Source organism: Leptolinea tardivitalis (genome assembly GCF_001050275.1).
Taxonomy (GTDB): Bacteria; Chloroflexota; Anaerolineae; order Anaerolineales; family Anaerolineaceae; genus Leptolinea; species Leptolinea tardivitalis.
Genome location: NZ_BBYA01000002.1, coordinates 124663 through 150549, shown reverse-complemented (window position 1 = coordinate 150549; position 25887 = coordinate 124663). Strand labels below are relative to the sequence as shown.

Below are 25887 nucleotides of genomic sequence, written 5' to 3'. Positions count from 1 at the left end.
TTTTCATGTATATTTTCTATGGGTTGCAGAACAAAATTCTTTTCATAGTAGCCAGCAAACATCAAATCTCCCCCATATATATGATTCTTTTTACGCATATTTTTTTTGGAGAGGGTTGAAAAATGAAAAGAACAATATTGAATAATCAAACAGGGATTCCATCCAGGTATTCATTACGTACTCGATTATTATTGTTTTTTTTAGTTTTATCAATTGTTCCTATGGCCATTATTGGAACCATCAGCTATATACAAACCCAGTCATTTTTAGTGAACCGAATAAAAACTGATCTACAAATCCAGACAGAGCTCCAATCCACTATGTTAACAACATATCTGGAAGAGCGAAAAGATAATTTGATCACTCTGGCTGGCATCGCAAGAATCCGATCCATGGATCCAAAAACCGCCAAAGAAGCCATTGATCAATATTTTAAACAATGGAAACTATATGAGAATATTGGCCTCTATAATCTCAAAGGAGAGACCGTTTACCGAACAGACAATACGGCCATAACTGTTGCGGATCGACCGTATTTTTTAAGTGCATTAAAAAATGAGACAACTATTTCTGATCCTGTTATTTCAAAAGCGTCAGGAAATATTGTATTTGTAGTTGCCTCACCCGTGGTGGAAAATGATGAAATTGTTGGCGTAATTACTGGTTCAATACCAACCACGGTTTTTAAGGATTTCTTGAATTCAGAGGATCTCGGAAAAGGTGATGGATTCCTTTTGAATAAAGAAGGATTTTTAATTACACCTTCTAATCATACAGAAGCACTCTTGCAGGCTGGAAGAATTAAAGAGCGATCTGAACTTGAATTACAACCAAATACTATTGCAGCAAAATCAATCTTGGCCGGACAATCAGGGGTGGAGGAGTACACAGATGTATTAGGAGAACCGGTTATTGGTGCCTTTGCCCCGGTTAAGGGTACCAGTTGGGGACTTGTGATGGAACAGCGATCCTCAGAAGTTTTGAGTGTCGTCAGATTATTACAGGTTATGTATCTTGTGTTGATTGCAGCAGCCATTCTGGTGGTCGTGGTTTTAGCCCTGCTCATCAGCAACAACATCACCAAACCCATTCTAAAAATGGCTTCTCTCTCTAAACAGATTTCTCATGGAGAAATTCCGGAAGAAGATATTGAAATTAATGGGAAAGATGAAATTGCCCTGCTGGCTCGATCATTTCAGGAAATTATTGCGTATTTTAAAGACATTTCTGAACTATCCGCACGGTTGGCGGATGGAGACTTAACCGTTCAAGTTCAGGCTCATTCGGAAAAGGATATTCTTGGGCAGTCCTTCGGGCGCATGGTAAAACGACTCGGTGAAGTAATTCGTGAAATCATTGATCACGCCAGTACTCTGGATAGTTCATCGGTTGAACTGGCTCAAACAGCTCTTGAAGTAGACGGCGTAACCAATCAAATTGCTACAACCATTCAACAAGTTGCCCGGGGAACCACACAGCAGACCGAATCAATCACCCATACGGCTTCCAACGTGGAAGACCTTTCATCAGCGGTACGCAGTGTTGCAGACGGAGCGCAGGAGCAGGCTAGCGCGATTTTAAAAGCATCTGAGGTAACCAGTCATTTATCTGAAGTGATTAATCAAGTATCAGGAAATGCACAAGCAGTGGTTCAGGGTTCTGCTTCAGCCAAAGAAGCAGCCCGCAAGGGATCTATTACTGTTCAATCCACACTGGATGAGATGCAATCAATCAAACGTTCGGTGGATATTTCGTCTCAAAAAGTTCAGGAGATGGGTGATCGTTCCGGTCAAATTGGCAATATACTAACCACTATTGAAGATATAGCAACACAAACTAATATGCTGGCCTTGAATGCGGCCATTGAAGCCGCCCGTGCAGGTGAAACAGGCAAAGGATTTGCTGTGGTCGCCGATGAAGTGAGAAAATTGGCCGAAAGGGTTTCTCATTCCACCCATGAAATTGATGACCTTATCAAGGGAATTCAAAAAAGTGTGGTTGAAGCCAACCAGGCAATGGTTGAGGGTTCAGCCGAGATGGAAAAAGGAGTTACCCTTGCCAATCAGGCTGGTGTTGCCTTGACAGAAATCCTCACCACGGCAGAAGCAGTAAATATGCAGGCAGAAGAAGCGGCGAATGCAGCGAAAAAAATGACAGCCTATGCCAACGAGTTGGTCTCTGAAGTGGATACTGTATCTCGCGTGGTTGAGAAAAATACCGCAGCAACCGAAGAAATGACTGCCTCAACAACGGAAGTGACTCAGGCAGTGGAAAACATTGCCTCAGTATCTGAAGAGAATTCAGCCGCTGCAGAAGAAGTTTCAGCCTCAACAGAAGAAATGGCTGCCCGTGTAGAAGAAGTATCTGCTTCAGCCCATAGACTATCGGAATTATCACAAGGCTTGAGACAGGTAGTCAAACAATTCAAGGTGAATTGAGAATTTTCGATAGTGCCTTAACGCAAGATTTGAACGGAAAAATCTACTGGCTTTCTCCCGGTGTTACCTCAAGCTGGATGGTTTTCCCTGCCCGGACTATTTCTAATTGAACGACTACTCCCGGTGATTGGGCAAACAGAGCATTAATATACGGATGGCTGTCATCAAGCGTCTGGCTGCCAATTTTTGTAATGATGTCTCCGCGTTTGATTCCCGCTTTTACAGCCGGGCTGCCCGAATCAAGTTGAACAACATATGCGCCCCACTGAACAGGCAGATCATACATAGAAGCAATATCCGGTGTGATCCATTGGTATCGGATACCCAGGTATGGTCGGGCGAAGTAGCCTTTTTGAATGATCTGGTCGGCAATAGCCCGAGCCGTGTTGGATGGCACAGCAAAACCCAGCCCTTCAGCCGTATCTGAACTTGAACCACTGCCGCGTACAACCAGCGTATTGATCCCGATTACCTGTCCGGCCAGGTTAACCAGAGGTCCTCCAGAATTGCCGTGGTTAATGGCGGCATCCGTCTGAATCATGTCAGTTAATTGGTAACCATTTCCTGAATCCAGACTGCGGCCGGTCGCAGAAATTACACCCACCGTTACAGTATTTTTCAAGTCACCCAGTGGAGATCCAATGGCAATTACCGTTTCACCCGCATTCAGGGTATCTGAGTTTCCCAGAGAGGCGTAAGCCGGAATATTTCCTTCAATTTTCAAAATAGCGATATCGGCAAACTTATCGGTGCCCACCAGCTTGACGGAACGTTGTTCGCCATTGGCCAGAATTGCCACAAGCGTAGATGTACCTTCAACCACATGGTTATTCGTAAGGATATAGCCCTGGTCAGAGATAATGACGCCGCTGCCGGTTACTTCCTGGTCAGCTGTTTGTCCAAAAAATCCACGCTGCCCGGGAATATTCCCAACAATGGTCACTACGGCTGGTCCTACCCCGGCAACCGTTTTTGTAATAGCTGTCTCAATTTCGGTTGTAGAAACAACCAGATGGTTGGGAGTTTGCGTCGCAGCAGTAGAAACCGTTGCCACTTGAGATGTAGGTGTTGAGCTGGTGGCTGGAACGAATAATCCCTGATTTACTGCCAGAAAGATGATGGCGGCGCCGCCTACTGCCCCGCTTCCAAGCGAAAACAAAATAAGTACAATGCTTATGAGTATGATACGAATCTCTTTTTGCATTTGTTCAACCTGTAGTTTTGATAGTGAACCTGTAGTTCAATGTGCAAATCCACGAAAATCAAAATAAGTCTACTACAATCGAACTTCTCCGATTAACCATTCAGCCATTTCTAATAATTTTTTTACGAAATTTTCAGTTAATTCGGAAATTAAAAAAAACATCAAGTCTGTTTTTATACGATTGGCAGACAAATAAAAAGATGCCTACAGATGTAAGCATCCTTTCTTTTTACGACTTTCTCTTATTCTTCCGGGTTATTAATTCTAAAACCAAAACCTCTGACCGTAACAAGATAATCATGATCCGGATCAATTTGGAAAATCCGGTCACGCAGGCGCCGGATCAGAGCATCCAACGCCTGATCTGAAACCCCTTGTGACACCTCATCGCCCCACACCTGTGAAATCAAGTCTTGCCGGGAAACTACTTCGCCTGGATTTTCGTTTAATATCTGAACCACCTTAAATTGGGGAACAGAAAGAGGCGGAACAATTTCAGTCCCTCTAACCCATACTCGTCTGGATCGCATATCTATGCGCAGCCTGCGCGTCTTTCCATGCGATGGACGCATGGTCGATTCCAAAGGCATTGTCGCATCGGAGCTTAAGTAAATAAAGGTCTGCACCATGGCAACCTGCACTTCATCGCCATCGTTCAAAATCACAGGATCAATGATTAATTCTCCATTGGCAAATGTGCCATTTTTACTTCCCAAATCTTCCAGAAGAATCCCCTGCGGGGTGAGACTCAACCGGGCATGAATGCGTGATACCTGTCGGTCAGGAATTACCAGAGAACAGGTTGGGTCACGACCTATGGTTAATTCCCGGTCAATTGACCAGCGTTGCCCGCTCAATACCCCGCTCTGGGCAATGAAAACCGGTGATTCAGGTATTTCTCTTGAGTCTGGAGATTTTCCCATGATTCTTTCCTGAAAATGAATTCAACCTACGCGGTATAATATAGCAGAATTTGTCCGTTTTTGTAATCTCGTGATGAGATGATGCACTCGACGCCGATAGTTTCATTGCATCCGGGAAGAGAAGAGATAATTACCGCATGCCAATCCCATTAAAAACCGGGGATGTGTTACGCGGGCGCTATCGTATTCGTCGAATTATCGGCCAGGGTGGTATGGGTTGTATTTACCTGGCTGACGATATGCGCCTCGAAGGCCGTCAGACCGCGTTGAAAGAAGTTGAACACGACCGTAGTCTTCCCACCGAGATGGTGAAGGAAGCCCGTGAACAATTCCTTCGCGAGGCCACTGTTCTGGCGCGTCTTGATCATCCCAATCTTCCCAAAGTTTCCGATTTCTTTTCCGTTGGTTCGCTCGATTACCTTGTGATGGATTATATCCCCGGCAAGGATCTGCGGATGTTAATGATGGAAGCCCGTCAAAACGGGGAATTCCTGGATGAGAACCTGGTATTAAGTTGGGCGAATCAACTGGCCGATGCATTAACCTACCTGCATAGTCAGACTCCTCCCATTTTGCACCGTGATATCAAACCAAGCAATTTAAAACAAACCCCCACCGGTTTGATCAAACTGGTAGATTTTGGACTGGTAAAAGTACTGGCACCTGGAGAAATTACCATCACCATTCTACAGGGACAGGGTACCGCCCTGTACACACCATTGGAACAATACGGTGGCGATAGCGGTCATACTGACATCCGCTCGGACATTTTCGCATTTGGATCAACGCTGTACCATTTACTGACAAATACCCCTCCAGCAGATGCCCGTGAAAGGTTCCTGCATCCCGAAAGCCTGATACCCATGCAACAAATCAATCCTGAAATCAGCCCGCGAACGGAAAAAGCGATCCTCTGGGCTATGAATCTGCATCCAGATGACCGTCCGCCCACCATTAAAGCCTTCCAGGAGAGTCTGTTGGGAGACCGGGTGGCATCCATCACCCACCCTATTACCAAGCCCCGGCATCCATCGGATTATTTATCCACAAATCCCGAACGTACGCTCCTTTGGCTTTCAGTAGGTTTTACTGTTTTCAGTCTGCTGGCAGCCTTACTTCGATAAAGACCTTATTCAGGTTTCTCAGAAAACCAGCGTGGATAGGAATACCATATCCATGCAATCAGGCTGCCGATTAATCCTCCTGCCCCGCTGAATATCAGAGCATTCCAGATTTCCGGTAATGGTTTCCCAATCGGTGTCAGACCGTAAACAATCAGTCCAAAGCTGCCCATCAAAGCGGTAAGCAGGGCAAATCGTACTCCCCAGCGGACAGAGATTCTATGAGATGTTACCTGGTAAAAGAGGATGATCAGGCCGATTAATACCATTAGTCCGGCCAACCAACCACCAAATGATCTTGCCCTGATCTCGCCAGCGGTAATTGTAGGGACAACGGTGGGGGTGGGTTCCTGCGTAGGTTCAGGGGCGGCCGTCTGAGTGGGAAGAGGTGTTGGCGCAATCGCAGTAACCTGTGCACCTTCCGTTCCCGTCACATCCAATTGAAGGATTTGTGATGTCATGGCAGGTTCGCATACCGCTCTCACTTCCAACAGTCCTGATGCTTGAATTCGGAATGATGCGTGCGCAATACCAGCTTTCGTAACCGTCTCAACCTGCTGAACAATACTCTTCTCATCACCCAGAGTGAATACAAATTTTGTCACGGTACCATCAGGCACTGGATGGTGGTTTTGATCAAGGATGATACCTGTTCTGACAGGAAGATTATCACCAACTTTGAATAGAGGGATTTGAGTCGGTGCAGTTGTTGGAGGTTGAACTCCACCGATAGGATTCTGGATTTCGGGCAAATCCAGTGTTAGCGAAATCAATTGAGTTGAATCCGGTGTAGTGGCTTTAATCAAATCGTACCCAATTCCTGGAACTGTGACAGGTGGAATACCTTTTGCCGGAATCTCCTGAAAGAGTACCCTCGCAGCAACATCAATAAAAGAAGGAATTTTGCTGTAAAGGGCATAATACGCAGTCAATTTGGATATATCTGTCGAATCTAGATAATATGGGGCGTTGAAAGCAAAAGCTACGATTTTTTTATTCCGAACCAAATCCTGCCGCTCTGAAAGAAGTCGCTTCATGGCCAGTGAAACTGGCCGGTCAGAGGATATTTTCTGGAATGAAAATACAATCCAATCAGCTTCACGAATTTCAGATGACAGGGTTTCTGTATTTGCTGCTCCACTCAACATCTGGTCCAGATCAGCAAAGCTGTACGACGACATACGTGCACCGCTTACCTGTCCACCAGCCTGTGGCCCATATAAACGGAGTACTGCCTTTTGGAGGCTGTCCACCTTCATCGTCACCTGTTCCGGACATTTCTGGCATTGTGTCCCGCTGACAACATCAGTGAGAAAAACCATACGTTCCCGCATTTCCGGCGGTCGGGCAAGCACATTCTGCAAATCAGCCTCATTGGGGCTGATTAATGTAACAGCCTGCTGTGCAACATCGAAAGAAACCTGTTCATATTCGCCTAGATGAGAAATACTGGCTTCTGGCAAAAGAATTGTCTTTTCATCAAACTTCGGATAAAGCTTGTATTTCAAGGACAGAATCCGTTCTACAGATGTATTTACTCGCTGGGCAAAAGCAGGATCTTCTCGATATTTTTGTGTAAAGAAATCCATTGTTTTGGTGAGCGTATCGAATGCATCTTTGTCGCCGGTCGAGATGAAATTATTGACATACAGCATATCATTGCCAGCCAGTAAAGCGTTTCGGGCAATCTGACGTCCATCGAAAGACATCCCGGTAGGATCAAAGAATTTTCGAATAGCCTGACTGCCGAGGTTCTCGCTGACCAACACACCTCCCGCCTCACGCCAGGGTTGTAATTGTGGAAGAGCCATCAATTGAGAAAGCGCTGCGCTGTCAAAGCTGACTGGTTTAGTGGTTGCCCGGATGTTTCCCTGAAATCCCTGATACCGGATATGCGAAACAAGAAAACCATCCGTGATGCTCTCTGGTGAATTATTCAAATCTGTTGAACTGAAGAAAGGAGCCAATTCGATTTGTTTCAATTGCTCCAGGGATTTTCGAACAGTGGCCACCTCTTCATCTGCTGGACGGTCAGATCCACCACGGCCGGGGAAATGTTTTGAAATTACTACCATCCGGCCGTCTGAACCTTCATGCAGACCAGCGATGAATTCCTTACCCATCTCCCCCACCCAGTAGGGATCCCCCCCAAAGGTACGCACTCCCAGATCTTCCGTTCCATTACTGGGAACATTAGCGAGAACATCAAGAGATGGCCCCATGTAAAGGTTGAAACCCAACCGGCGTAACTCATCGCCAAAGGCAGCTCCTACACTTCTGGCCATTTCAGGATTCCAGGTGGCACCAATAGACATGGCATCCGGCATGGGTGTCAGCCCGGATAGAATTTGATCATTGGGAAATTGGTCGCCTTCCTGCGATATCCCAATGAATAATGGAATACAATCAATGCTCGAATCGGCCGACGCGGCATCTATCCGGATTTTTTGCAGAATCTGGATTAATTGGTAGGCATCTTTCGCAGGATTCTCCGAGGCAGGGAAATTGCCGTTCTCTGCGGAGAGCATCACACCACCGATATGTCGTTTGACAATTAGATTATAGATTTGTGACGCGGTGGTAGTATCTGTCCCCTTAAACGTAACGAGGAACAGTTGCCCCACCTTTTCTTCCGGAGTCATTTTTGCCAGCAGATTTTTTGCCGCGATCTTATTCGCAGTTGGAGTGGGAGCTTCAGCAAAAACCGTTGTCAGGGGGAACAAATTAAAAAGGCAAAAGAAAATAACCACCAGCCTGTGGATGCACGTAAAAACACTACCAGTTTTGCTGGTTCTTTTCAATGCCTTTATGGGTGACAATCGCTTACCTTACACTTCAACAAAATAGGATTCAGCTGCCGGATCAATCAACTCTTTGGTAAGAGAAGGTTCCTGGTTGGTAAAACGGGCGTAATCGATAATCTGATCGCACAAGTCGCGCGGATGAGACGCACGGGGTAATCGTTTCCGTTTGATGTACCATTCCTGAAGCAGGTATGCCAGACCAGGATCGGTATATTTTACATTCTTTGTGGCGGCAACGCGTTTGAAAATTTCTCGGTATTCATCATAACTCGGGTTGCGTACTTCGATCTTATGGCGAAGCCTCCGTAGGAATGCTTCATCCACCAGCTCGCGAGGCGGAAGGTTTGTCGAGAAGATGACCAGTACATCAAACGGAACTTCAAGTTTGCGGCCGGTATGTAGGTTCAAATAATCAATGCGGTTTTCCAGTGGAACAATCCAGCGGTTCAGCAAATCGCGCGGTTTCACCTGTTGACGGCCAAAGTCGTCTATCAGCAGAATCCCGCCATTGGCTTTTACCTGAAAAGGAGCTTCATAGAATTTCAATGTATCGTCAAAAACGAGGTCAAGACCATCCAATGTGAGTTCACCGCCAGTCATAATGAAGGGGCGTTGTATATAAACCCAGCGGGGATCCCGGCGCATTCCGGCGCGCAATGTGCCTGTTCCAGCCGGGGTGACTTCTTCTCGGCTGGCCAGTCGATGATTAACGGCATCATATAACTTGATCACCTGTCCATCTACATAGATGGAAAATGGAATATAAATTGACTGGTTGAACAGCATTTCTCCAATCAGTTTAGCGATACTTGTTTTTCCATTTCCAGGAGGGCCATAAAGAAAAATGGATGTATTTGAATTAATAGCCGGCCCTAACTGGCTGATAATCCGTTCTGAGAGCACCAGGCTGGAAAAACCCTCTTGAAGCATGGCAGATGTGACCTGGATTCTTCGCCGGGTTTGTTTACGGCAGGCTTCAACATAATATTGAAGCTGTACCGGAGCCGGGCCAGCATACTGGCAACGGTCCAGCGCTTCCCTCGCCCGGTTGATTCCGGTCCCGGTAATGGCGAACAGATACGCACCTTCACCGAGTCCAACCTGAGAGGAACGCACTTCCACCAATTTATCCCGTTTCAAGGTTTCCATCAAAATATCCACCACACCGGTAAAAGGCAGGGCAATTTCTTCGGCAATCTTGAATCCTGACATATAGCCTTGAAAATACATGATCTTCAATATAAGATCCTGCAGCCAGAGAGCCGGGATTCCGGTATCTTCAATACGGGAAATAGGTGGGGGCACAAAAGCCGCCGGGGCTTCCTGCCTGGTGGTGACGGATGTTTGTGTTTGGGGTTGATTCGGTGCAACAGTCGCCATTTCGATATACTCCCTTCCTCTGTAGTCTAACCCGCTGCTTTTAGAGGAAGCCCAAAGGTTATATGTATTCTTGAATGATTATAGCATTGCAGGCGGTTCTACTCAATTAACAGGTTATTATCAATCCTTGCCAGTTCTCACACCCGCCCGTATAATGCTGCCCATGAATGTATCTACTATTATCCCTGTTTTTAACGAAAAAAGCACCATTGAAGAAATTATCCGCCGGGTAAAAGCCACCAATATTGTCAGTGAAATTGTCATTGTGGATGACGGCTCTATTGACGGCACTCGCGATATTCTGGCAACGTACAAAGATGATCCTGTCGTCAAAGTATTCTTGCACGAAAAAAATATGGGGAAAGGTGCTGCCGTTCGTACCGGCATCCTTTCTGCCACCGGTGATGTATTGATCATCCAGGATGCTGATCTTGAATATGATCCCCGTGATTACCCCACCCTGTTGAAACCCATTCAAGAGGGCATTGCCGAAGTTGTCTACGGTTCACGTTTCTTGGGCGGCGCCCGCCGGCCAATTCTGTATTGGAACATGGTCGCCAATAAAATTCTCACCTTCCTGACCAATATTCTGTACAACAATATCCTTTCAGACATGGAAACTGGATACAAGGTGTTCTACCGAGAAAAGGTCAAGGATATTCCACTGCATGCTCACGGTTTTGAATTTGAACCAGAGTTCACAGCCAAGATACTGAAACGTCATATTCGGATTTTTGAGGTACCCATTACTTTTAATCCTCGTGATTATGATCAGGGGAAGAAGATAAAAGCCTGGGATGGTTTTATCGCCGTTTGGACGTTGATACGCTACCGGTTTACCGACTGATCTCAGTTTCCCACCAATAATTTCTCTCAAGGTGCTTCTCAGGCACCTTTTTTAATTTTCAGACAGAATAGAATTGGTATTGAGTACAAGTGGAGCGGTCAGTTGATGAACGAATTTTCACCGGAGGGTGCGATAGCAAAGATCACGTCTGCAGCAATTGAATAATGAATTCAAACGAAGTAAATACCTAATTAACTTTGGAATTAAGAAGAAATCCTAAATTATCACCCGTTCTGGACATTGGATGGTCACCTCGTGGAATGCCTGGCTGATGCTTTGAATGGAAAAGGCAATAAAATATTCGTGGTTGGGATTATCTTCCCGGAGATTTTATGAAATCTCACGAATACCCTGGCAGAGGACCTGAATCTGAGTTGGCCGGCGAATTGCCGCCTGACAGTTGAAATTACATCTTCTGTTGAAAAGACGGCTTAATAATCCGGCAACATTACCAGTGGAAATGCCAGGGATCATCCAGATCAGTCTCAAAGAAAAGGAAATTTCCCAATCGGATATCAGGAATAATTTTATGGATGCAATCCACTTGGTTAAACCTACCTTAGCTCATAAACAGGCCGCCCTCGAATATCGTCAAGAGCACTTTGATCATGGCGAAAAATTGCTCCACGGTAGTTCATTGTTTGATCAGATTAAATCGTATGAAGACTGGCTTGATCACCTGGCGTGTAATTCTACGGTTGAAACCGTCAAACCGGGATGGGTGGTATCCAGCACTTTCTTTGGTGTTAGAGAGAATGATCATCGCATTGTCGGCATGATAGATATCCGGCACACGCTGAATGATTTCTTGCGGGAATATGGCGGTCACATTGGGTACGGTGTCCGTCCCTCAGAGAGAAACAAGGGATATGCAACACAACTATTAAATCTGGGGCTAGCTTTCTGCCGCAACTTGAAATTGGACCGGGTTATGTTGGCCTGTGAAAAGAATAATACAGGCTCACGTAGAACAATCGAAAAATGCGGTGGAATTCTTGACCGAGAATTTGTTCATACAGATAACAAAACGGTTCAGATTTTTTGGATCAATCTGTAAACTTTTAACTTTGATAAGTGGAACGCCATAGCAGGTTATGCCCGGTTGCATCTCCCCTGCAAATGTTTCATGAAACCAAACGGCTCTATGCAGGGTTGAAGCAGGCAGTATTGTTCTTGGGCAGCAACCGGCTATCATTTCCGCCTGCTTCAACCAGCGGCCTTACCGTGTTACATTCCGGTAGAAGCAACCGGAGCATGGTTTATCCTTCTGACCGGACACCTCCCGGTTGCTTCTACCCTGCATAAGTTTCGAAAAATAAAAAGGTAAATTTGTTGAATGTCACATGACTACGCGCAGGATATATCCATCAACTGTCCCCTTTGAGATTGATCAATACCACCCCACCAATCACCAATGCCATACCAGCCGCCATTTTCCAGGTGACGGCATCACCAAGGAAGAACCATGATAGCAGAGCGATCTGCACCAACATGGTGTTACTGATCACATTGGCCTCAAATGCTGTAAGACGTTGTAATGCCACATTCCAAACTGTAAAGGCAATGGTTGTATTAACCAGAGATAGAAAGAGCAAAATTCCCCAGACTGTCAGGCTGATTCGGGGAATCCATTCCCATACAGATGCACCACACGCCATAAGTATCGAACCTATCCCCATCGGAACACCTGTCACCACAAGAACAGGTATTGAACCGGCTTTCAACATCTTCCGAACTAAAACCGCCCCGATCACATTGGCGAAGAGGGTGGTGAATGAAAATATCCATCCGGGTACAGACATATTATTACCCGTTAATGGCAGGAAAAACACCAGTGCTCCGCTGATGGTGATAGCCATGCCAAAATACTGCCAGCGATTTAATTTTTCATCCAGAAAAATACCACCAAGCAATGCCAGAAATATGGGAGCCATATTTGTGATCAAACTGATGGTTGTATTGGGCAGATACGTCATGGCCATGAACAGACAACCCTGATTGAGCGGATATGTCAGCAATCCAAGTGCAATCATTACCAGCCATTCTTTTCTTGTTAATCGGCGAATTGCTTTAATGGAACTGCTCTTCAATAACCAGGGGAGAAAGAAAAGAAAGGCCATGATATAGCGCATTCCGGCAAAAGGTAAAGCCGGAATCTCTTTTAATCCAATTTTGATAAAAATCCAACTGCTTGACCACACAATTGTGGTCAGACTGGCTATTATGATGGCATTCTTTTTTGAAGGAATTCCTGTCAACATTGTGTCTTTCCTATTCCAATAAAATCATGAAGGTCTAAATTGTCGTTACAAATTCAGCGAAAATTCAGGTTGTGTTTCGCAAATTAACCAGCACCGCTCCACCCATTACCAGAGCCATACCGGCTGCCATTTTCCAACTGATGGCATCTCCAAGGAATATCCAGGAAAGGAGGGCGATTTGTACCAGCATGGTATTGTTGATGATATTCGCTTCAAACGCCGTTAATCGCTGCAATGAAGTATTCCAGACCATGAATGCCAGTGCTGTGTTAACCAGAGCCAGATACAGCAAAATTCCCCAAAGGTGAAGGCTGATCTTTGGGATGTACTCCCAGGCACGTGAACCGACAAACATTACAATGGATCCAATAGACATACAGATACCGGTCATAACCAGCACCGGGTATGTTCCTGTGCGCAGCAATTTTCGGGAATAAAGCGAGCCGAACACATTGGCCATCATGGTGACGAAGGAAGCGATCAAACCGGGGATCGAAAGATTATAAGATTGCAGAGGCAGAAAGAATACCAGCGCCCCGGCAAGCAATATGAGCATCCCAAGGTATTGCCGGCCGTTTACCACTTCTTTCAGCAGCCAGCTTCCCAATAAAGCAATGAAAACTGGACTGAAATTCTGCAGCAGGCTTACTGTCGTATTGGGCAAATAACTCAGGGCAACAAACAATCCTCCCTGATTGAGTGGATATGTCAGCAAAGCCAGACCCGCAAGCACCAGCCAATCTTTCCACCCGAATGAGCAAATCACCTTCCGGGACGGAGTTCTCAACAATCCGGGTAGCAGGATTAGTGAGGCCAGTGTGTACCGGAAAGCGGCAAATGGCAAAGCCGGAATTTCCTTCAATCCGATCTTGATCAATACCCAGCTGGTAGACCAGATGGTAGTGACAACGGCGGCCAGGATAATGGCTTTCCGTTTTGATGGCACGCCGGTCAACATGCTTCACCTACACTTCCGACGGACGAATATCACATAAATTTAGCTGAAACGATTCGTGGTCTTTGTATACGTTCAACTCAAAATGATAGAGAATATCCACTTTTTCCGGCATTTCTTCGTACCAGGTACCCATACGGAACCCGATGGCATCTATTGTCAACCCATTCTCATTTCTTACAGTCATCCGCAAATGATTTTTTTCCGTGCCAATCAATGATTTTCGAATAACTTTTAAATTTTTTGTCAGGAAAACAGGTTTTGGGTTTTCATTACCCGTAGGTTCCATTTGTTCAAGAAGTCGGTATACATCGATCTTCAAATCGTCCAATTGTGCTTCAGCATCGTAATGAATCGCGGGGACCAATTCGTCAGGATTCAATTGACGTGAGGCAATTTCCAATAAACGTTCTTTCAGAATTTCCCTGTTTTCATTGGATACTGTAAAGCCAGCTGCCTTGCTGTGCCCACCATGACGAACCAGTAAATCAGCACATTCATCCAGAGCTTTTGTAATATGGAATTCATCAATACTTCGGCAGGAAGCGCGTGTAGTTTCTTCCCCGATCACACCAACAATGGCCGGCCGGTAATGACTTTCCACCAACCGGGCAGCCACCAGACCAACAATGCCCGAATGAAATTCTTCTTCTGATCCAAAGGCTATCAACATGGGCAGGTTCTCAATGTCAGATAGCTTGGCTTCAGCATTTTGTTGATTTTTAAGTGTATTTTCTTGACGCATGTTATTTTGTTGTTGTAATTCTTGCGCCAGCAGACCAGTATTCTGAATATCATCACTCATCAAGAGATGCAGGGCTTTCATCGCAGATTCCATGCGTCCGGCGGCATTCAAGCGGGGGCCCAGTTTGAAGCCAATATCCCCAGCGGTCACCTTCTTAGGTTTTATGGGTTTTGAATCCGTCGAGATCATTCCTGAAACAGCCAACAGAGAATACAATCCTGTCCGTGTATTTGTGTTAATCGAATCCAAACCGAGTTTCACAAGAAGCCGGTTCTCGCCTGTCAAAGGGGCAACATCCGATACAGTACCCAGAGCCACCAGATCCAGCCAACGTTCGGCTTCCTTCGGATCTTTACCAAATTTTCCAAACAGGATGCGGGCGACTTTATAAGCAATTCCTACGCCAGCCAGGTCTTTATACGGATAATCATCACCTTCCTGACGAGGACAGATAACTACATCAGCTCCCGGGATGGTTTCCAGAGGATGGTGATGATCGGTGATGATAAGCTTAATCCCCAGTTCACGGGCAAGTTCAGCTTCCTTTACAGATCGAATACCGCAATCAACCGTGATGATAAGGGAAACATTTTGATGATGTAACTCATTGATGGCATCAAGATTTAACCCGTAGCCTTCGTCAAACCGGTTCGGGATGTATTCCATCACTACCCCACCCAGTTCCCGGATAACCTGAACCATTAGAGCGGTTGCCGTAACACCATCCACATCATAATCCCCGTAGACAACAATCGGGTTCCCCATCAGAATACTGGTTTTAATTATTTCCGCTGCTTCCTCCATACCTTTCATGAGCAGCGGGTTATGTTCGGCCATCGAGTTTTGCAGAAATTCATGTGCCTTTTCGGTTGTATCCAATCCACGCGAAAATAATACCTGACGGAAGACAACGGGATATTCTTCCAACTCATGTTCTGCTTCAGGTGTAATGATTTCGGGAGCAATCCAGCGCTTGGGTTTTTTACCGTTAATGAAACTATCCATTATGCTTCATCCCTATAGATGCGTGGAAGCCTGGCTGTTAATCCGCAGACGACCTCATACGCAATGGTTCCCCATTTATGGGCAATCATTTCAGCAGAAATTTGTTTGCCGCCCTGTGAACCGATTAGCACTACTTCATCTTCCAACCGCGCATCCGGGATATCATCCAGACTGACCATACATTGATCCATGCAGACTGAACCCAGCACAGGAGCATAACGTCCGCGGATGAGGACTTTATTACCTTCCACCCGCCGGAAACCATCGGCATATCCCACAGCAATAACGCCGACTCTCTCAGTGTGGGTTGTCGTATATTTATGACCGTAACTGATTCCACTGCCGGCTGGGATATCTTTGATGGAAATCAACCGGGTTTTCCATTCCATAATAGGAGTAAACCCGTCCGGCAAGACAGCATCTTCTGCAGGATTAATTCCAAATAGGGCTATGCCAGGGCGGACCATATCATAACGGGCAGCCGGGAAGAACAAAGAGGCCGCCGAATTGGCGGCATGCACCAAAGGCGGCAATAATCCTGCTCCTCGTACATCAGTTAAAAACCGGTTATATCTATCCAATTGGATCTCGGTTGTACCGGCATTCACTTCATCCGCCCGGGCAAAATGCGTGAAGAGGCCGTCAACTCTCAAACCGGGAAGAGATTTTAACAACCGCAAAAATTCAATGCCTTCTTCCACCGGCACACCCAGCCGGTTCATACCGGTATCCACTTTGGCATGCACATGAACTACACCACCCAGACGCACAGCTTCATCAGAAAAAATCTTTGCTGTAACCGGGTCAGATATGGTCAGGGAGACATCTTCCGCCAGGGCAAAAGGAATACTATCTGCCATGGCCCCGCCCAGTACCAGCATTTTTCCATGGATTCCCTTGCGGCGGATGCGGAATGCTTCTTCCACACGGGCTACTCCGCAAATGGATGCCCCGCCCTGCAAAGCAGCCTTCGCAATTTCTGCCAGCCCGTGGCCGTATGCATTGGCTTTAATCACCGCCATCACCGGTCTACCGGTGATTTCTTTCATCTTCTCAATATTCTTTTTAAATGCACCCAGATCAATTTCAAGCCAATCAGTGTGATCGTTGATAATCATGGACGGTAGTATATCCACAGGCAGAAGATAACGCAAGCACCTTCAGGTATAATCGCAATCCAGCCTGAAAAATCCAGGGATAAAATCTGATATATGTCCAGTCAATTTTCTTATACCAGAATTGCCGTAGACGGTTCAGCCCGTGCCGGTATTTACCATACTCCGCATGGTGACATTCCCACACCCATTTTTGCCCCGGTAGGAACCCAGGCAACGGTGAAATCTGTCACTCCGGCGCAGTTGCATGAACTGGGGGCATCGCTGGTGTTAAGCAATACCTATCATCTTTATTTACGACCCGGGGCCGATCTGGTCGCCGAGATGGGTGGACTTCATTCCTTTATGCAATGGCCCAACCCTATCCTGACAGATTCCGGCGGGTTTCAGGTGTTTTCGCTGGCAGGGATTCGGAAAATTGATGCCGATGGTGCCACATTTAAAAGTCACATTGATGGTTCCATGCACCGTTTGACTCCTGAGAAATCCATAGACATCCAGCAAAAATTGGGGGCTGATATCATCATGGCATTTGATGAATGCGCCCCACCGCATGATCGGGCCTACAATGAACAGGCATTGGAAAGAACAACAGCCTGGGCGCAGCGCTGTTTACAGACCAAAACTCGCGATGACCAGGCACTTTTTGGTATTGTACAGGGCGGCGTTTTTGATGACCTGCGCATTAAATCGGCAGAGTGGACGGCATCCCAACCGTTTGACGGACTGGCTATAGGAGGTTTATCTGTTGGGGAGAGCAAAACAGAAATGCATGCCGTGATGGATAAGGTCGTCCCGCTGCTTCCCCAGGATAAACCCCGTTATCTGATGGGTGTTGGTTCACCAGAAGATCTGGTCAACGGGATCCTCCGGGGGATCGATATATTCGATTGCGTCCTCCCCACCCGTCTGGCCAGGCACCAATCCGCCATGACCTTGACCGGCAGAATCAATATGCTGAATGCCATTCATACGCATGATCCCAATCCTATTGATGAAACGTGCAGCTGTTACACATGTCAGCATTTCAGCCGGGCATACATCAGGCACTTAATCTCTGCCCGCGAGATGCTTTCATCCACCCTGATCTCGATCCATAACCTGTATACGCTTCTGCGGTTAGTACGCCTGTGCCGCGAAGCCATTCTGGAGCAGCGTTTCACTTCTTTCGCGCAGGATTTTCTATCGCAGTACAATCATCCTGTGAAATAATTCTACATTGAGGTAAACATGACCATTTTCCAAGCCATTATCATGGGTATCGTCCAGGGATTGACCGAATATCTGCCTGTTTCCAGTTCCGGCCATCTTGTTATCGTTCCTTTTCTTCTCGGATGGACTTTCCCCGAAGACCAGATCTTTGTATTTGATGTCCTGGTGCAGTTGGGTACCTTGCTGGCTGTAATCGTATATTTTTGGAATGATCTGATCAACATTATCATCGAGTTTTTTAAAAGTATTGCTGCGCGCAAACCTTTTGAGACCCCCGAAGCCCGCATGGGTTGGCTTATTATCCTGGCATCTGTTCCCGGCGGGTTAGCGGGTGTTTTAATCAAACCTGTTGTTGAAGCCGCTTTTTCGAGCCCTGTCGCTGTTGGCTGCCTGTTATTCATTACAGCCATCCTTCTTCTCATTGCTGAATTTATCGGACGTAAAGAACGGATATTCACATCCATTACCTGGCTGGATGCCCTGATGATTGGCATCGGCCAGGCAATGTCTATCTTCCCTGGAATCTCTCGTTCTGGTGCCACCATTTCTTTTGGTGTAATGCGAGGATTAAAACGGTCAGATGCCGCCAAGTTTTCTTTCCTGATGTCCATCCCGATCATGCTGGCGGCTGGTCTGTACAGTGCTCTTGATCTGAAAGATATTGCCAATTTATCCTCATTCCTGCCAGTAATCCTGGTTGGAATGGTCGTAGCGGCCATTGTAGGATATTTTTCCATCAAGTGGTTGCTTTCCTTCCTTAACAAGAAACCTCTTTCGGTATTTGCCATCTATTGTGCTGTTGTGGGAGCTCTGGTTCTGGTTGTTTCCTTCCTTCGTTAAGGGAAGACGCCTTCCCATTCTTTTTTTGGTGTTTGCTCTGTTGACTGCCTGCCAGCAGAACAGTGAATCGGCTTCTATGAAACCGGTATCTGTGCGATTGGAACTGTCTCCAACCCTGGAATACCTGTCTCCAGCCATACAGGCATGCAGTCTGCAGGTTGGGTCAATCCATATTGTCCTGGAAGAGAAACCGGTTGGTGAAATGTCCAAAACGGGAGCAGACGTCTCTTTGCGTTGGGGTGATATTGGATTAAAAGAGAATCAGTTCGTTTATCGAATTGGGTCTGACCGTCTGGTGTTCGCGGTTCATAAAGAAAATCCGGTGACATTGCTCGAAAAATCACAGATGATAGTATTACTACGAGGCGGACTTGGAACATGGGCAGATGCATTGGATCAATATTGTCCGAATTGCACTGCCTCAGAAACATTCAGGAAAACGGCTGTTGAGCCCTGGCAGTATTCTGCCGGAACCGATATTCATGGTGAATTATCCAGACTTGTTCCTGAAATTGATTCTGCCGGATTAAATCCGGTATGGCTGGCACCAGCACCCAAAAACCTGGTTGAATCCATCACCAATAATCCAGGGGCTATTGGTTGGCTGCCCGCCCGGTGGTTAAGTAATAATCTCAAAGAAGTAGCAATTGAAGGTATTGATCCAGGCGCGCAGACCATTCCGGTCATCGCCATTACACCGTTGCAGCCACAACCTGAAATTCAACAATTTTTGGAGTGCCTGCAATCGTCATATGGAAATTGATAAAAATCCACGTAACCAAAACCGCAGGATCGAAACATCCTGCGGTTTTTCATGTTTCAATAATTTTTCTCAGGCGATTTCAAGATAACGGTTGACTTCCCAATCAGTGACATGCATTTGATAATCATTCCATTCTGCCCATTTGGCTCTCAAGTACGCCTCAAACAGATATTCACCCATAACAGATTTCAAAAATGTGCTTTTTTCCAATTCTGACAGGGCTTCTCCCAATGAACCAGGCAAAGATCCGATTTTCATTTTTGCACGTTCTTTGGCTGTTAAATCATAGATATTAATATTATTCAGTGGGTTGGGAACTGTCAATTTAGAATTAATTCCATCCATACCGGCTGCCAGAATGGCCGCAAAAGCAAGGTATGGATTGCAGGATGGATCGGGTAAACGAAATTCAATTCTCGTTTCCTGGTGCATTCCGGGAGTGTATCGTGGAATACGAATAAGAGCAGATCGGTTGGTTTGAGCCCAGCCGATATAGACAGGCGCCTCTTTTCCCGGAACCAGCCGTTTATATGAATTAACAGAAGGTGACACAATGGCTGAGAGTGCCCGGGCATGTTTTAACTGTCCCGCGATAAATTCGTTTGCTTTAGTTGACAACTTGAATTCGTTCTTGGCATCAAAGAAGATGTTTTCATTTTTTTCATTTAACAATGATTGGTGAACATGCATTCCGGAGCCAAAAATCCCGGAAACAGGTTTTGGCATAAAAGATGCGATCAAATTATGTTGGGCGGCAATGGCTTTTACCGTATATTTTAAAGTCAGTACATTATCTGCTGCACGCAGGGCTTCGTCATATTTGAAATCAATTTCATGCTGTCCAAGAGCCACTTCATGATGGCCTAATTCCACTTGCAAACCCATATTGGATAGGGCTGACATTAATTCTGTTCGCACTCGAATTGCTTTGTCACACGGAGAAAAATCAAAATACCCGCCTACATCATGCGGAACAGGGTTAATGGAATTGCTATCATTGTGCCGGAACAGGAAAAATTCCGGTTGGGGACCTAACATGAAAGAATATCCGTTCTTTCGGACTTCCTCCAATTTTCGTTTAAGCAAACCTCTCGGATCACCGGCGAAGGGTTCGCCGTCTGGAGAATAAATATCGCAAATAACACGTGCACGCCGGAATTCCGGGGGTGACCATGGTAAAACGGCGTAGGTATCTGGGTCAATTCGCAGATGCATATCGCTTTCCTGAATCCGGGTGAAACCCTCCACCGATGAGCCATCAAACCAAACACCGCGATCCAAAGTTTCACGCAATCTTTCGACAGGTGAATCGACCGATTTCACAGACCCGACAACATCTGTGAACTGGTATGAGATAAATTTCACCCCATCAGCGCTTACCCGCTCCAATAGTTCTTTCTTGTCCATTCCCCATCTCCTGCTCCCAAAACCGAACAATACAAAACGATCAGCAAATACATATCATAATTTACTGAACGTATAACATTCAGTAAACCTGATATAAAAATATGTCATTTATAGAAATAATTAGGAGATTGGAGGGTTCTTCCTATATTTCTATAACAATCATTATTGTAAACGGTTTTGATCAGTATTTACGAAATGGATGAATGAATCGAAAGGATTTTGGCAAGATTATTCTTCTCAATTTAATTTTTCCTGGATTTTTCGATCCTGTCAGATGTTGTTTTAACGTTCTGTCCTTCAGTTCCATAATGGTTGCTATTCCACAAAATGAATCAATGAGTTTATTCTTTTGTTCTGTCATTAAAGAGAAACTTTTGCCTGCTTCAACCACGCACACAGCTTCAATGGGATATCTGGTGCTTGCATTCGCATTTCACTGATTGCTTTTCAATTTAATCGATCATTGAAATTGTCTCTGAAAGACTTAAATCAATGGAATGTTAGGTTAGGTCTGATTCTAAAATTGCTGACTCTCGAAATTGATAGCTATTTCCTTCCATCACATGAAGGATCGCAAAGCCATAACATGAGTGACCAATCTGCCATAGGATTGTTATTCTTTCCGACAAAAATTCCGCGACCCAGTCCTCTTCGGTGGCCTCTAGTATAAGATCGGTCTTATTAAATCACGCCTTATCAAGGTCATCATACGTGGAGGCTCGTGCCTTTTGAGCAGTCATTAATGTCTGGGTATTTAAATCACGGGCACGTATATTTGACACTCAGACAAAATGGCTTTCGAAAAACAACTTGAATGGATCAAATCCTGATCGGTCTCCATTTAATTCCTCTCTTTCCCATTTTTGGGTTAGAAAAGCCGTAGAGAAAGGCCAATCAGCATTTCAACGAAAATTCAAACTTACGTTGTTCCTTTTGTTATTCCTACTGTACAGATACAATTGATAATATGAGATTGCCCAGGAAAACCAGTCGCCTTGACTTTTAGAACAATAATGCTATACTGAAACAATCACTGCACAGGAGATTGAGATGGCACGAAAATCGAGCTCAAATGATTCGACGGCAAATATCCCCATGCCAACCGCCATGGATGAAGCCCGACGGGCTGTTCTGGAAAAGGCATTGACTGACATCACCAAACGCTACGGTGAGGGTGCAATTATGCGCATGGGAGAAGCTCACCATATGACTATCGAAGCCATCCCTACCGGATCATTGTCATTGGATATCGCTCTTGGCGTGGGCGGTATTCCCCGCGGTCGAATCACAGAGATTTTCGGACCTGAATCGTCCGGTAAGACCACCATTTGTCAGCATATTGTGGCGGAAGCTCAGAGAGCTGGGGGAACAGCGGCCTATATAGATATGGAACATGCGCTGGATCCTGTCTACGCTGCCCATTGCGGTGTCAACCTCGATAATTTATTGATCTCTCAGCCGGATACCGGTGAACAGGCACTTGAAATTGCCGAGACACTGGTTCGCTCCGGTGCTGTTGACCTGGTTGTAGTGGATTCCGTAGCGGCCCTGGTTCCCCGTGCCGAAATTGAGGGCGATATGGGTGATGCTTCGATGGGCATGCAGGCGCGGTTGATGTCTCAGGCACTACGCAAACTTTCAGGTGCCATCAATCAGACCAAGACAGCGATGATCTTCACCAATCAGTTGCGTCAGAAAATCGGGGTAATGTTTGGCAACCCGGAAACCACTCCCGGCGGCCTGGCGTTGAAGTTTTATGCATCGGTACGGTTGGATACACGCCGGATTCAAAACATAAAATCGGGTGATGAAGTAACCGGCAGCCGCACACGGGTTCGGGTGGTAAAGAACAAGGTTGCTCCGCCATTCCGGACTGCCGAATTTGACATTATGTATAACCAGGGTATTTCCAAAGTTGGCGATATCATCGATCTGGCCACTCAGCTGGAAATCATTACCAAACGCGGGGCATTTTTCTCGTATGGTGATATTCGTCTCGGGCAAGGTCGGGAAAATGCCAAGGAATTCCTGCTGCAGAACCCTGAGCTCAGCCATGAAATTGAAACGGCTGTCCGACAGCGCGCCATGGGGGGCGACATTCCTCTTGCATTGAGCGGCGATGGCGACGAAGGAGCAGCGGATTAAATTCCAGTTGGTTGCTGTCAGTCTTCTTCTCTTTCTGTCGGGTTGTATTCCGTTATCGCCGAAGAGGGAAGAAGCTGCCGTATTTATTCCGCCGACAGTTGCTGTTACTCCGACACCCATTCCCGGACCAACAATCAGCGTTTCTACGCCGGATGTTCCCAGGCCGACAGAAAACGCAAGTTGCAGCAATTTGCTGGCGTATGTTAAAGATCTAACCATCCCGGATGGCTCAATGTTTTCCCCGGGGGAAAGCATTGATAAACGCTGGCTGGTTGAAAACCAGGGAACATGCAATTGGAACCCGCGTTATTCTCTTCGCCTATCTGGTGGAGATTCTCTGGGTGCCCCAAAAGAGCAATCCCTTGTTCCGGCCATTGCCGGAAGCCAGGCCGTTATTCGAATTACATTCACAGCGCCTGAAAAAGGTGGAAAATACCGATCCTCTTGGCAGGCTTACACCCCTGATTCCAAACCTTTCGGCGATCCGGTCTATGTGGAAATCGAAGTCATACCCAGGGTAGAACCATCCCCCGTACGATAAACCGGGTAAAATATTCAACGTGAATGGAATTAAATCCTGGCAGTGGTTGATCATCGCAGCCGGTCTTTTTATGACCCTGATCTGCATTGTTTTTGCCGCATTCCTGACGATTCAGAATATTAACCAGAGCGTAGCGAACCGGGGTGAAGTTGTTGTTCAGGCAGCCGCGCCGAATAATTCATCTCAGCCAACAGGAATCAAACCAACCAAAACACCTTTTTTGCCTATCCGGTTTCCAACATCCATCAGTCTTTTATTTCATCCAACCCCGACTCCAGTGCCCACTCTGCAGGAACCAATACTTCCCCCGCAGAATGAACATGATCCGGCACTCGATTTTCCTCCAGAAAGTTTCATGATAGAGGGTGTTCCAAGCAATCCCCAGTGGTTCACATTGGATTGTGAAGCCCGTACAGCCGTTGACTGGGCAGCTTTCTTTGGAACAAGCATTGATGAGAATGAATTTTTAGGACGGATTCCTCACTCTGATAACCCTGATATTGGTTTTGTAGGTCGGTATGATGGAGTGCAGGGACAATTACCACCCAATTCTTATGGTGTTCATGCAGATCCTGTGGCAAATCTGTTAAACGAATTCGGTGTCAGCGCCCGCTCAGGTAAGGGTTTCTCCTGGGATGATATCAGGGCAGAAATTGCATCAAGCCGGCCGGTAATTGCCTGGGTTATCTATAATACCGTTCCAGGGAATCCGATTCAGTACCAAGATTCAGACGGGAACATCACAACAGTAGCTTATTACGAACATACAGTCATTGTGTATGGCTACACACCGAACACTGTTTACATTGCCGATAACGGTCGTTATTATGAAAGAACGCTCCAGGTCTTTCTTGCATCCTGGAGCGCTCTGAACAATATGGCAATTATGGCCGGAAATTAAGGTTTAGGTACCTTCCTGCCAGGAGTTCAGGTATTTCACCTGTTCATCGGTGAGCGTATCAATTGTCACACCCATGGAAAGCAACTTCAGGCGTGCAATTTCGCGATCGATTTCTTCCGGAACACTGTAGACTCTCTTTTCCAGCTTGGCATGGTTCTTCACCATATATTCCGCTGAAAGAGCCTGGTTGGCAAAGGACATATCCATAACACTGGCCGGATGTCCTTCGGCGGAAGCCAGATTGATCAGGCGGCCTTCGCCCAGGATATGGATCTGGCGGCCGTCTTTCAACTCATACTGGTCAACAAACGGGCGGACAAGTTTCTTGGAAACGGACATTTTTTCCAAAGCAGGAATGTTGATCTCAACATTGAAGTGTCCTGAGTTGGAAACGATGGCACCATCTTTCATCACGGCGAAATGCTCTTCATCAATCACATTGATATCGCCAGTTACAGAGCAGAAGAAATCACCAATCTTGGCGGCTTCGATAATAGGCATGACTCGGAAGCCATCCATTACGGCTTCAAGAGCTTTCATCGGGTCGACTTCGGTGACAATAACATTCGCACCCATACCGCGAGCCCGATTTGCCAGACCTCGTCCGCACCAGCCATAACCAACCACAACAAACACCTTTCCAGCCAGCAAAACGTTGGTGGCGCGGACAATACCGTCGATGGTGGACTGACCGGTACCATAACGGTTATCAAAGAAATGTTTGGTCATGGCATCATTTACAGCCACCACCGGGAAAGACAGCGCTTTATCAGCCGCCATGGCGCGCAGACGGATCACACCGGTTGTGGTTTCTTCTGTGCCGCCCAGAATCTGGGGCAGAAGTTCGCGGTGGTCTTTATGCAGGGTGGAGACCAGATCTGCACCGTCATCCATGGTGATCTGAGGTTTGTGTTCAAGCGCTGCAGCCAGGTGACGGTAATACGTGGCATTATCTTCCCCTTTGATGGCATATACGGGGATTTCATAATGGGTAATCAACGAAGCCGCAACATCATCCTGGGTGGAAAGCGGATTGGAAGCCACCAACACCAGGTCAGCACCCCCAGCCTGCAAAGTGCGGGCCAGGTTGCCAGTCTCGGCGGTAACATGCAGGCAGGCAGACATACGTACACCAGCCAGCGGACGTTCCTTTTCAAATCGTTCACGAATGGATCGAAGAACGGGCATTTCCCGTTCAGCCCATTCGATACGACGCCGGCCGCCTTCAGCCTGGCTCATATCTTTAATATCATAATTTGACATGCATTTCCTCCAATCAA

Annotated in this window: 20 protein-coding genes; 10 read left to right on the top strand and 10 right to left on the bottom strand. The window is 46.3% G+C overall.

Annotated elements, in window-relative coordinates:
• Positions 1-122 precede the first annotated feature (122 nt).
• Entirely contained in the window at positions 123-2438 is a 2316-nt protein-coding gene (locus LTAR_RS02065) for a methyl-accepting chemotaxis protein (RefSeq protein ID WP_062420500.1), read from the top strand.
• A 43-nt stretch (positions 2439-2481) separates the two neighbouring features.
• On the opposite strand, the gene LTAR_RS02060 is transcribed toward LTAR_RS02065, so the two are convergent.
• The gene (locus tag LTAR_RS02060) at positions 2482-3642 is read right to left on the bottom strand and encodes a S1C family serine protease (RefSeq protein WP_062420499.1); all 1161 of its coding nucleotides are present in this window, start codon (positions 3640-3642) and stop codon (positions 2482-2484) included.
• A 242-nt stretch (positions 3643-3884) separates the two neighbouring features.
• Positions 3885-4565, bottom strand: coding sequence for an FHA domain-containing protein (locus tag LTAR_RS02055; protein WP_062420498.1), 681 nt, complete (start codon positions 4563-4565; stop codon positions 3885-3887).
• A 137-nt stretch (positions 4566-4702) separates the two neighbouring features.
• On the opposite strand from LTAR_RS02055, the gene LTAR_RS02050 reads away from it, so the two are divergent.
• A complete protein-coding gene (locus tag LTAR_RS02050; RefSeq protein ID WP_062420497.1) occupies positions 4703-5689 on the top strand; it encodes a serine/threonine protein kinase in 987 nt (328 codons plus the stop codon).
• A gap of 5 nt (positions 5690-5694) precedes the next feature.
• On the opposite strand, the gene LTAR_RS02045 is transcribed toward LTAR_RS02050, so the two are convergent.
• Positions 5695-8505 carry a glycoside hydrolase family 3 N-terminal domain-containing protein gene (locus tag LTAR_RS02045; RefSeq protein ID WP_062420496.1) on the bottom strand — a complete coding sequence of 937 codons (2811 nt, stop codon included), beginning with the start codon at positions 8503-8505 and terminating at the stop codon, positions 5695-5697.
• Positions 8506-8514: 9 nt separating this feature from the next.
• Entirely contained in the window at positions 8515-9870 is a 1356-nt protein-coding gene (locus LTAR_RS02040; protein ID WP_062420495.1) for a DUF8689 domain-containing protein, read from the bottom strand.
• Between the two features lie 70 nt (positions 9871-9940).
• On the opposite strand from LTAR_RS02040, the gene LTAR_RS02035 reads away from it, so the two are divergent.
• Both LTAR_RS02035 and LTAR_RS02030 read left to right on the top strand, forming a co-directional pair.
• On the top strand, positions 9941-10717 hold the full coding sequence (locus tag LTAR_RS02035; protein ID WP_236686560.1) for a glycosyltransferase family 2 protein: 777 nt from the start codon (positions 9941-9943) through the stop codon (positions 10715-10717).
• Between the two features lie 529 nt (positions 10718-11246).
• Complete coding sequence (locus LTAR_RS02030; protein ID WP_062420615.1) at positions 11247-11774, top strand: GNAT family N-acetyltransferase; 528 nt, start codon at positions 11247-11249, stop codon at positions 11772-11774.
• 310 nt (positions 11775-12084) lie between these two features.
• Here LTAR_RS02030 and LTAR_RS02025 read toward each other — a convergent pair whose 3' ends face one another.
• From LTAR_RS02025 to alr, 4 genes are all read right to left on the bottom strand, one after another.
• Entirely contained in the window at positions 12085-12978 is an 894-nt protein-coding gene (locus LTAR_RS02025) for a DMT family transporter (protein WP_062420494.1), read from the bottom strand.
• 64 nt (positions 12979-13042) lie between these two features.
• Positions 13043-13936 (bottom strand): DMT family transporter, encoded by an 894-nt coding sequence (locus LTAR_RS02020; protein ID WP_062420493.1) that lies wholly within the window; start codon positions 13934-13936, stop codon positions 13043-13045.
• A gap of 7 nt (positions 13937-13943) precedes the next feature.
• Positions 13944-15683: a single-stranded-DNA-specific exonuclease RecJ gene (gene recJ, locus LTAR_RS02015; RefSeq protein ID WP_062420492.1), complete on the bottom strand. Its 1740-nt coding sequence runs from the start codon at positions 15681-15683 to the stop codon at positions 13944-13946.
• Positions 15683-16801, bottom strand: coding sequence for an alanine racemase (alr, locus tag LTAR_RS02010; RefSeq protein ID WP_062420491.1), 1119 nt, complete (start codon positions 16799-16801; stop codon positions 15683-15685). The genes recJ and alr overlap by 1 nt, the downstream gene beginning before the upstream one ends.
• Positions 16802-16894: 93 nt before the next feature.
• Here alr and tgt point away from each other — a divergent pair, with 93 nt between their 5' ends.
• The 3 genes from tgt to LTAR_RS01995 are packed head-to-tail and all read left to right on the top strand — an operon-like array spanning position 16895 to position 19613.
• A complete protein-coding gene (tgt, locus tag LTAR_RS02005) occupies positions 16895-18010 on the top strand; it encodes a tRNA guanosine(34) transglycosylase Tgt (protein ID WP_062420490.1) in 1116 nt (371 codons plus the stop codon).
• Between the two features lie 18 nt (positions 18011-18028).
• The gene (gene uppP / locus LTAR_RS02000; protein ID WP_062420489.1) at positions 18029-18850 is read left to right on the top strand and encodes an undecaprenyl-diphosphatase UppP; all 822 of its coding nucleotides are present in this window, start codon (positions 18029-18031) and stop codon (positions 18848-18850) included.
• On the top strand, positions 18831-19613 hold the full coding sequence (locus LTAR_RS01995) for a type 2 periplasmic-binding domain-containing protein (RefSeq protein WP_062531955.1): 783 nt from the start codon (positions 18831-18833) through the stop codon (positions 19611-19613). The genes uppP and LTAR_RS01995 overlap by 20 nt, the downstream gene beginning before the upstream one ends.
• A 69-nt stretch (positions 19614-19682) precedes the next feature.
• On the opposite strand, the gene glnA is transcribed toward LTAR_RS01995, so the two are convergent.
• Entirely contained in the window at positions 19683-21020 is a 1338-nt protein-coding gene (gene glnA / locus LTAR_RS01990; protein WP_062420487.1) for a type I glutamate--ammonia ligase, read from the bottom strand.
• Between the two features lie 1107 nt (positions 21021-22127).
• On the opposite strand from glnA, the gene recA reads away from it, so the two are divergent.
• Genes recA through LTAR_RS01970 form a run of 3 tightly spaced genes read left to right on the top strand, consistent with a single transcriptional unit; the run spans position 22128 to position 24607 of the window.
• Complete coding sequence (gene recA, locus LTAR_RS01980; RefSeq protein WP_062420614.1) at positions 22128-23165, top strand: recombinase RecA; 1038 nt, start codon at positions 22128-22130, stop codon at positions 23163-23165.
• Entirely contained in the window at positions 23140-23706 is a 567-nt protein-coding gene (locus LTAR_RS01975; protein WP_062420485.1) for an NBR1-Ig-like domain-containing protein, read from the top strand. The genes recA and LTAR_RS01975 overlap by 26 nt, the downstream gene beginning before the upstream one ends.
• 19 nt (positions 23707-23725) lie before the next feature.
• Complete coding sequence (locus tag LTAR_RS01970) at positions 23726-24607, top strand: C39 family peptidase (protein WP_062420484.1); 882 nt, start codon at positions 23726-23728, stop codon at positions 24605-24607.
• Positions 24608-24610: 3 nt separating this feature from the next.
• On the opposite strand, the gene ahcY is transcribed toward LTAR_RS01970, so the two are convergent.
• Entirely contained in the window at positions 24611-25870 is a 1260-nt protein-coding gene (gene ahcY, locus LTAR_RS01965; protein ID WP_062420483.1) for an adenosylhomocysteinase, read from the bottom strand.
• Positions 25871-25887 lie beyond the last annotated feature (17 nt).

What these genes read in the sequence shown, in the direction of transcription:
- LTAR_RS02065 (WP_062420500.1), top strand. Translation starts at nt 123, where the DNA reads ATGAAAAGAACAATATTGAATAATCAAACAGGGATTCCATCCAGGTAT.
- LTAR_RS02060 (WP_062420499.1), bottom strand. Translation starts at nt 3,642, where the DNA reads ATGCAAAAAGAGATTCGTATCATACTCATAAGCATTGTACTTATTTTG.
- LTAR_RS02055 (WP_062420498.1), bottom strand. Translation starts at nt 4,565, where the DNA reads ATGGGAAAATCTCCAGACTCAAGAGAAATACCTGAATCACCGGTTTTC.
- LTAR_RS02050 (WP_062420497.1), top strand. Translation starts at nt 4,703, where the DNA reads ATGCCAATCCCATTAAAAACCGGGGATGTGTTACGCGGGCGCTATCGT.
- LTAR_RS02040 (WP_062420495.1), bottom strand. Translation starts at nt 9,870, where the DNA reads ATGGCGACTGTTGCACCGAATCAACCCCAAACACAAACATCCGTCACC.
- LTAR_RS02030 (WP_062420615.1), top strand. Translation starts at nt 11,247, where the DNA reads ATGGATGCAATCCACTTGGTTAAACCTACCTTAGCTCATAAACAGGCC.
- LTAR_RS02025 (WP_062420494.1), bottom strand. Translation starts at nt 12,978, where the DNA reads ATGTTGACAGGAATTCCTTCAAAAAAGAATGCCATCATAATAGCCAGT.
- LTAR_RS02020 (WP_062420493.1), bottom strand. Translation starts at nt 13,936, where the DNA reads ATGTTGACCGGCGTGCCATCAAAACGGAAAGCCATTATCCTGGCCGCC.
- recJ (WP_062420492.1), bottom strand. Translation starts at nt 15,683, where the DNA reads ATGGATAGTTTCATTAACGGTAAAAAACCCAAGCGCTGGATTGCTCCC.
- alr (WP_062420491.1), bottom strand. Translation starts at nt 16,801, where the DNA reads ATGATTATCAACGATCACACTGATTGGCTTGAAATTGATCTGGGTGCA.
- tgt (WP_062420490.1), top strand. Translation starts at nt 16,895, where the DNA reads ATGTCCAGTCAATTTTCTTATACCAGAATTGCCGTAGACGGTTCAGCC.
- uppP (WP_062420489.1), top strand. Translation starts at nt 18,029, where the DNA reads ATGACCATTTTCCAAGCCATTATCATGGGTATCGTCCAGGGATTGACC.
- glnA (WP_062420487.1), bottom strand. Translation starts at nt 21,020, where the DNA reads ATGGACAAGAAAGAACTATTGGAGCGGGTAAGCGCTGATGGGGTGAAA.
- recA (WP_062420614.1), top strand. Translation starts at nt 22,128, where the DNA reads ATGGATGAAGCCCGACGGGCTGTTCTGGAAAAGGCATTGACTGACATC.
- LTAR_RS01975 (WP_062420485.1), top strand. Translation starts at nt 23,140, where the DNA reads ATGGCGACGAAGGAGCAGCGGATTAAATTCCAGTTGGTTGCTGTCAGT.
- ahcY (WP_062420483.1), bottom strand. Translation starts at nt 25,870, where the DNA reads ATGTCAAATTATGATATTAAAGATATGAGCCAGGCTGAAGGCGGCCGG.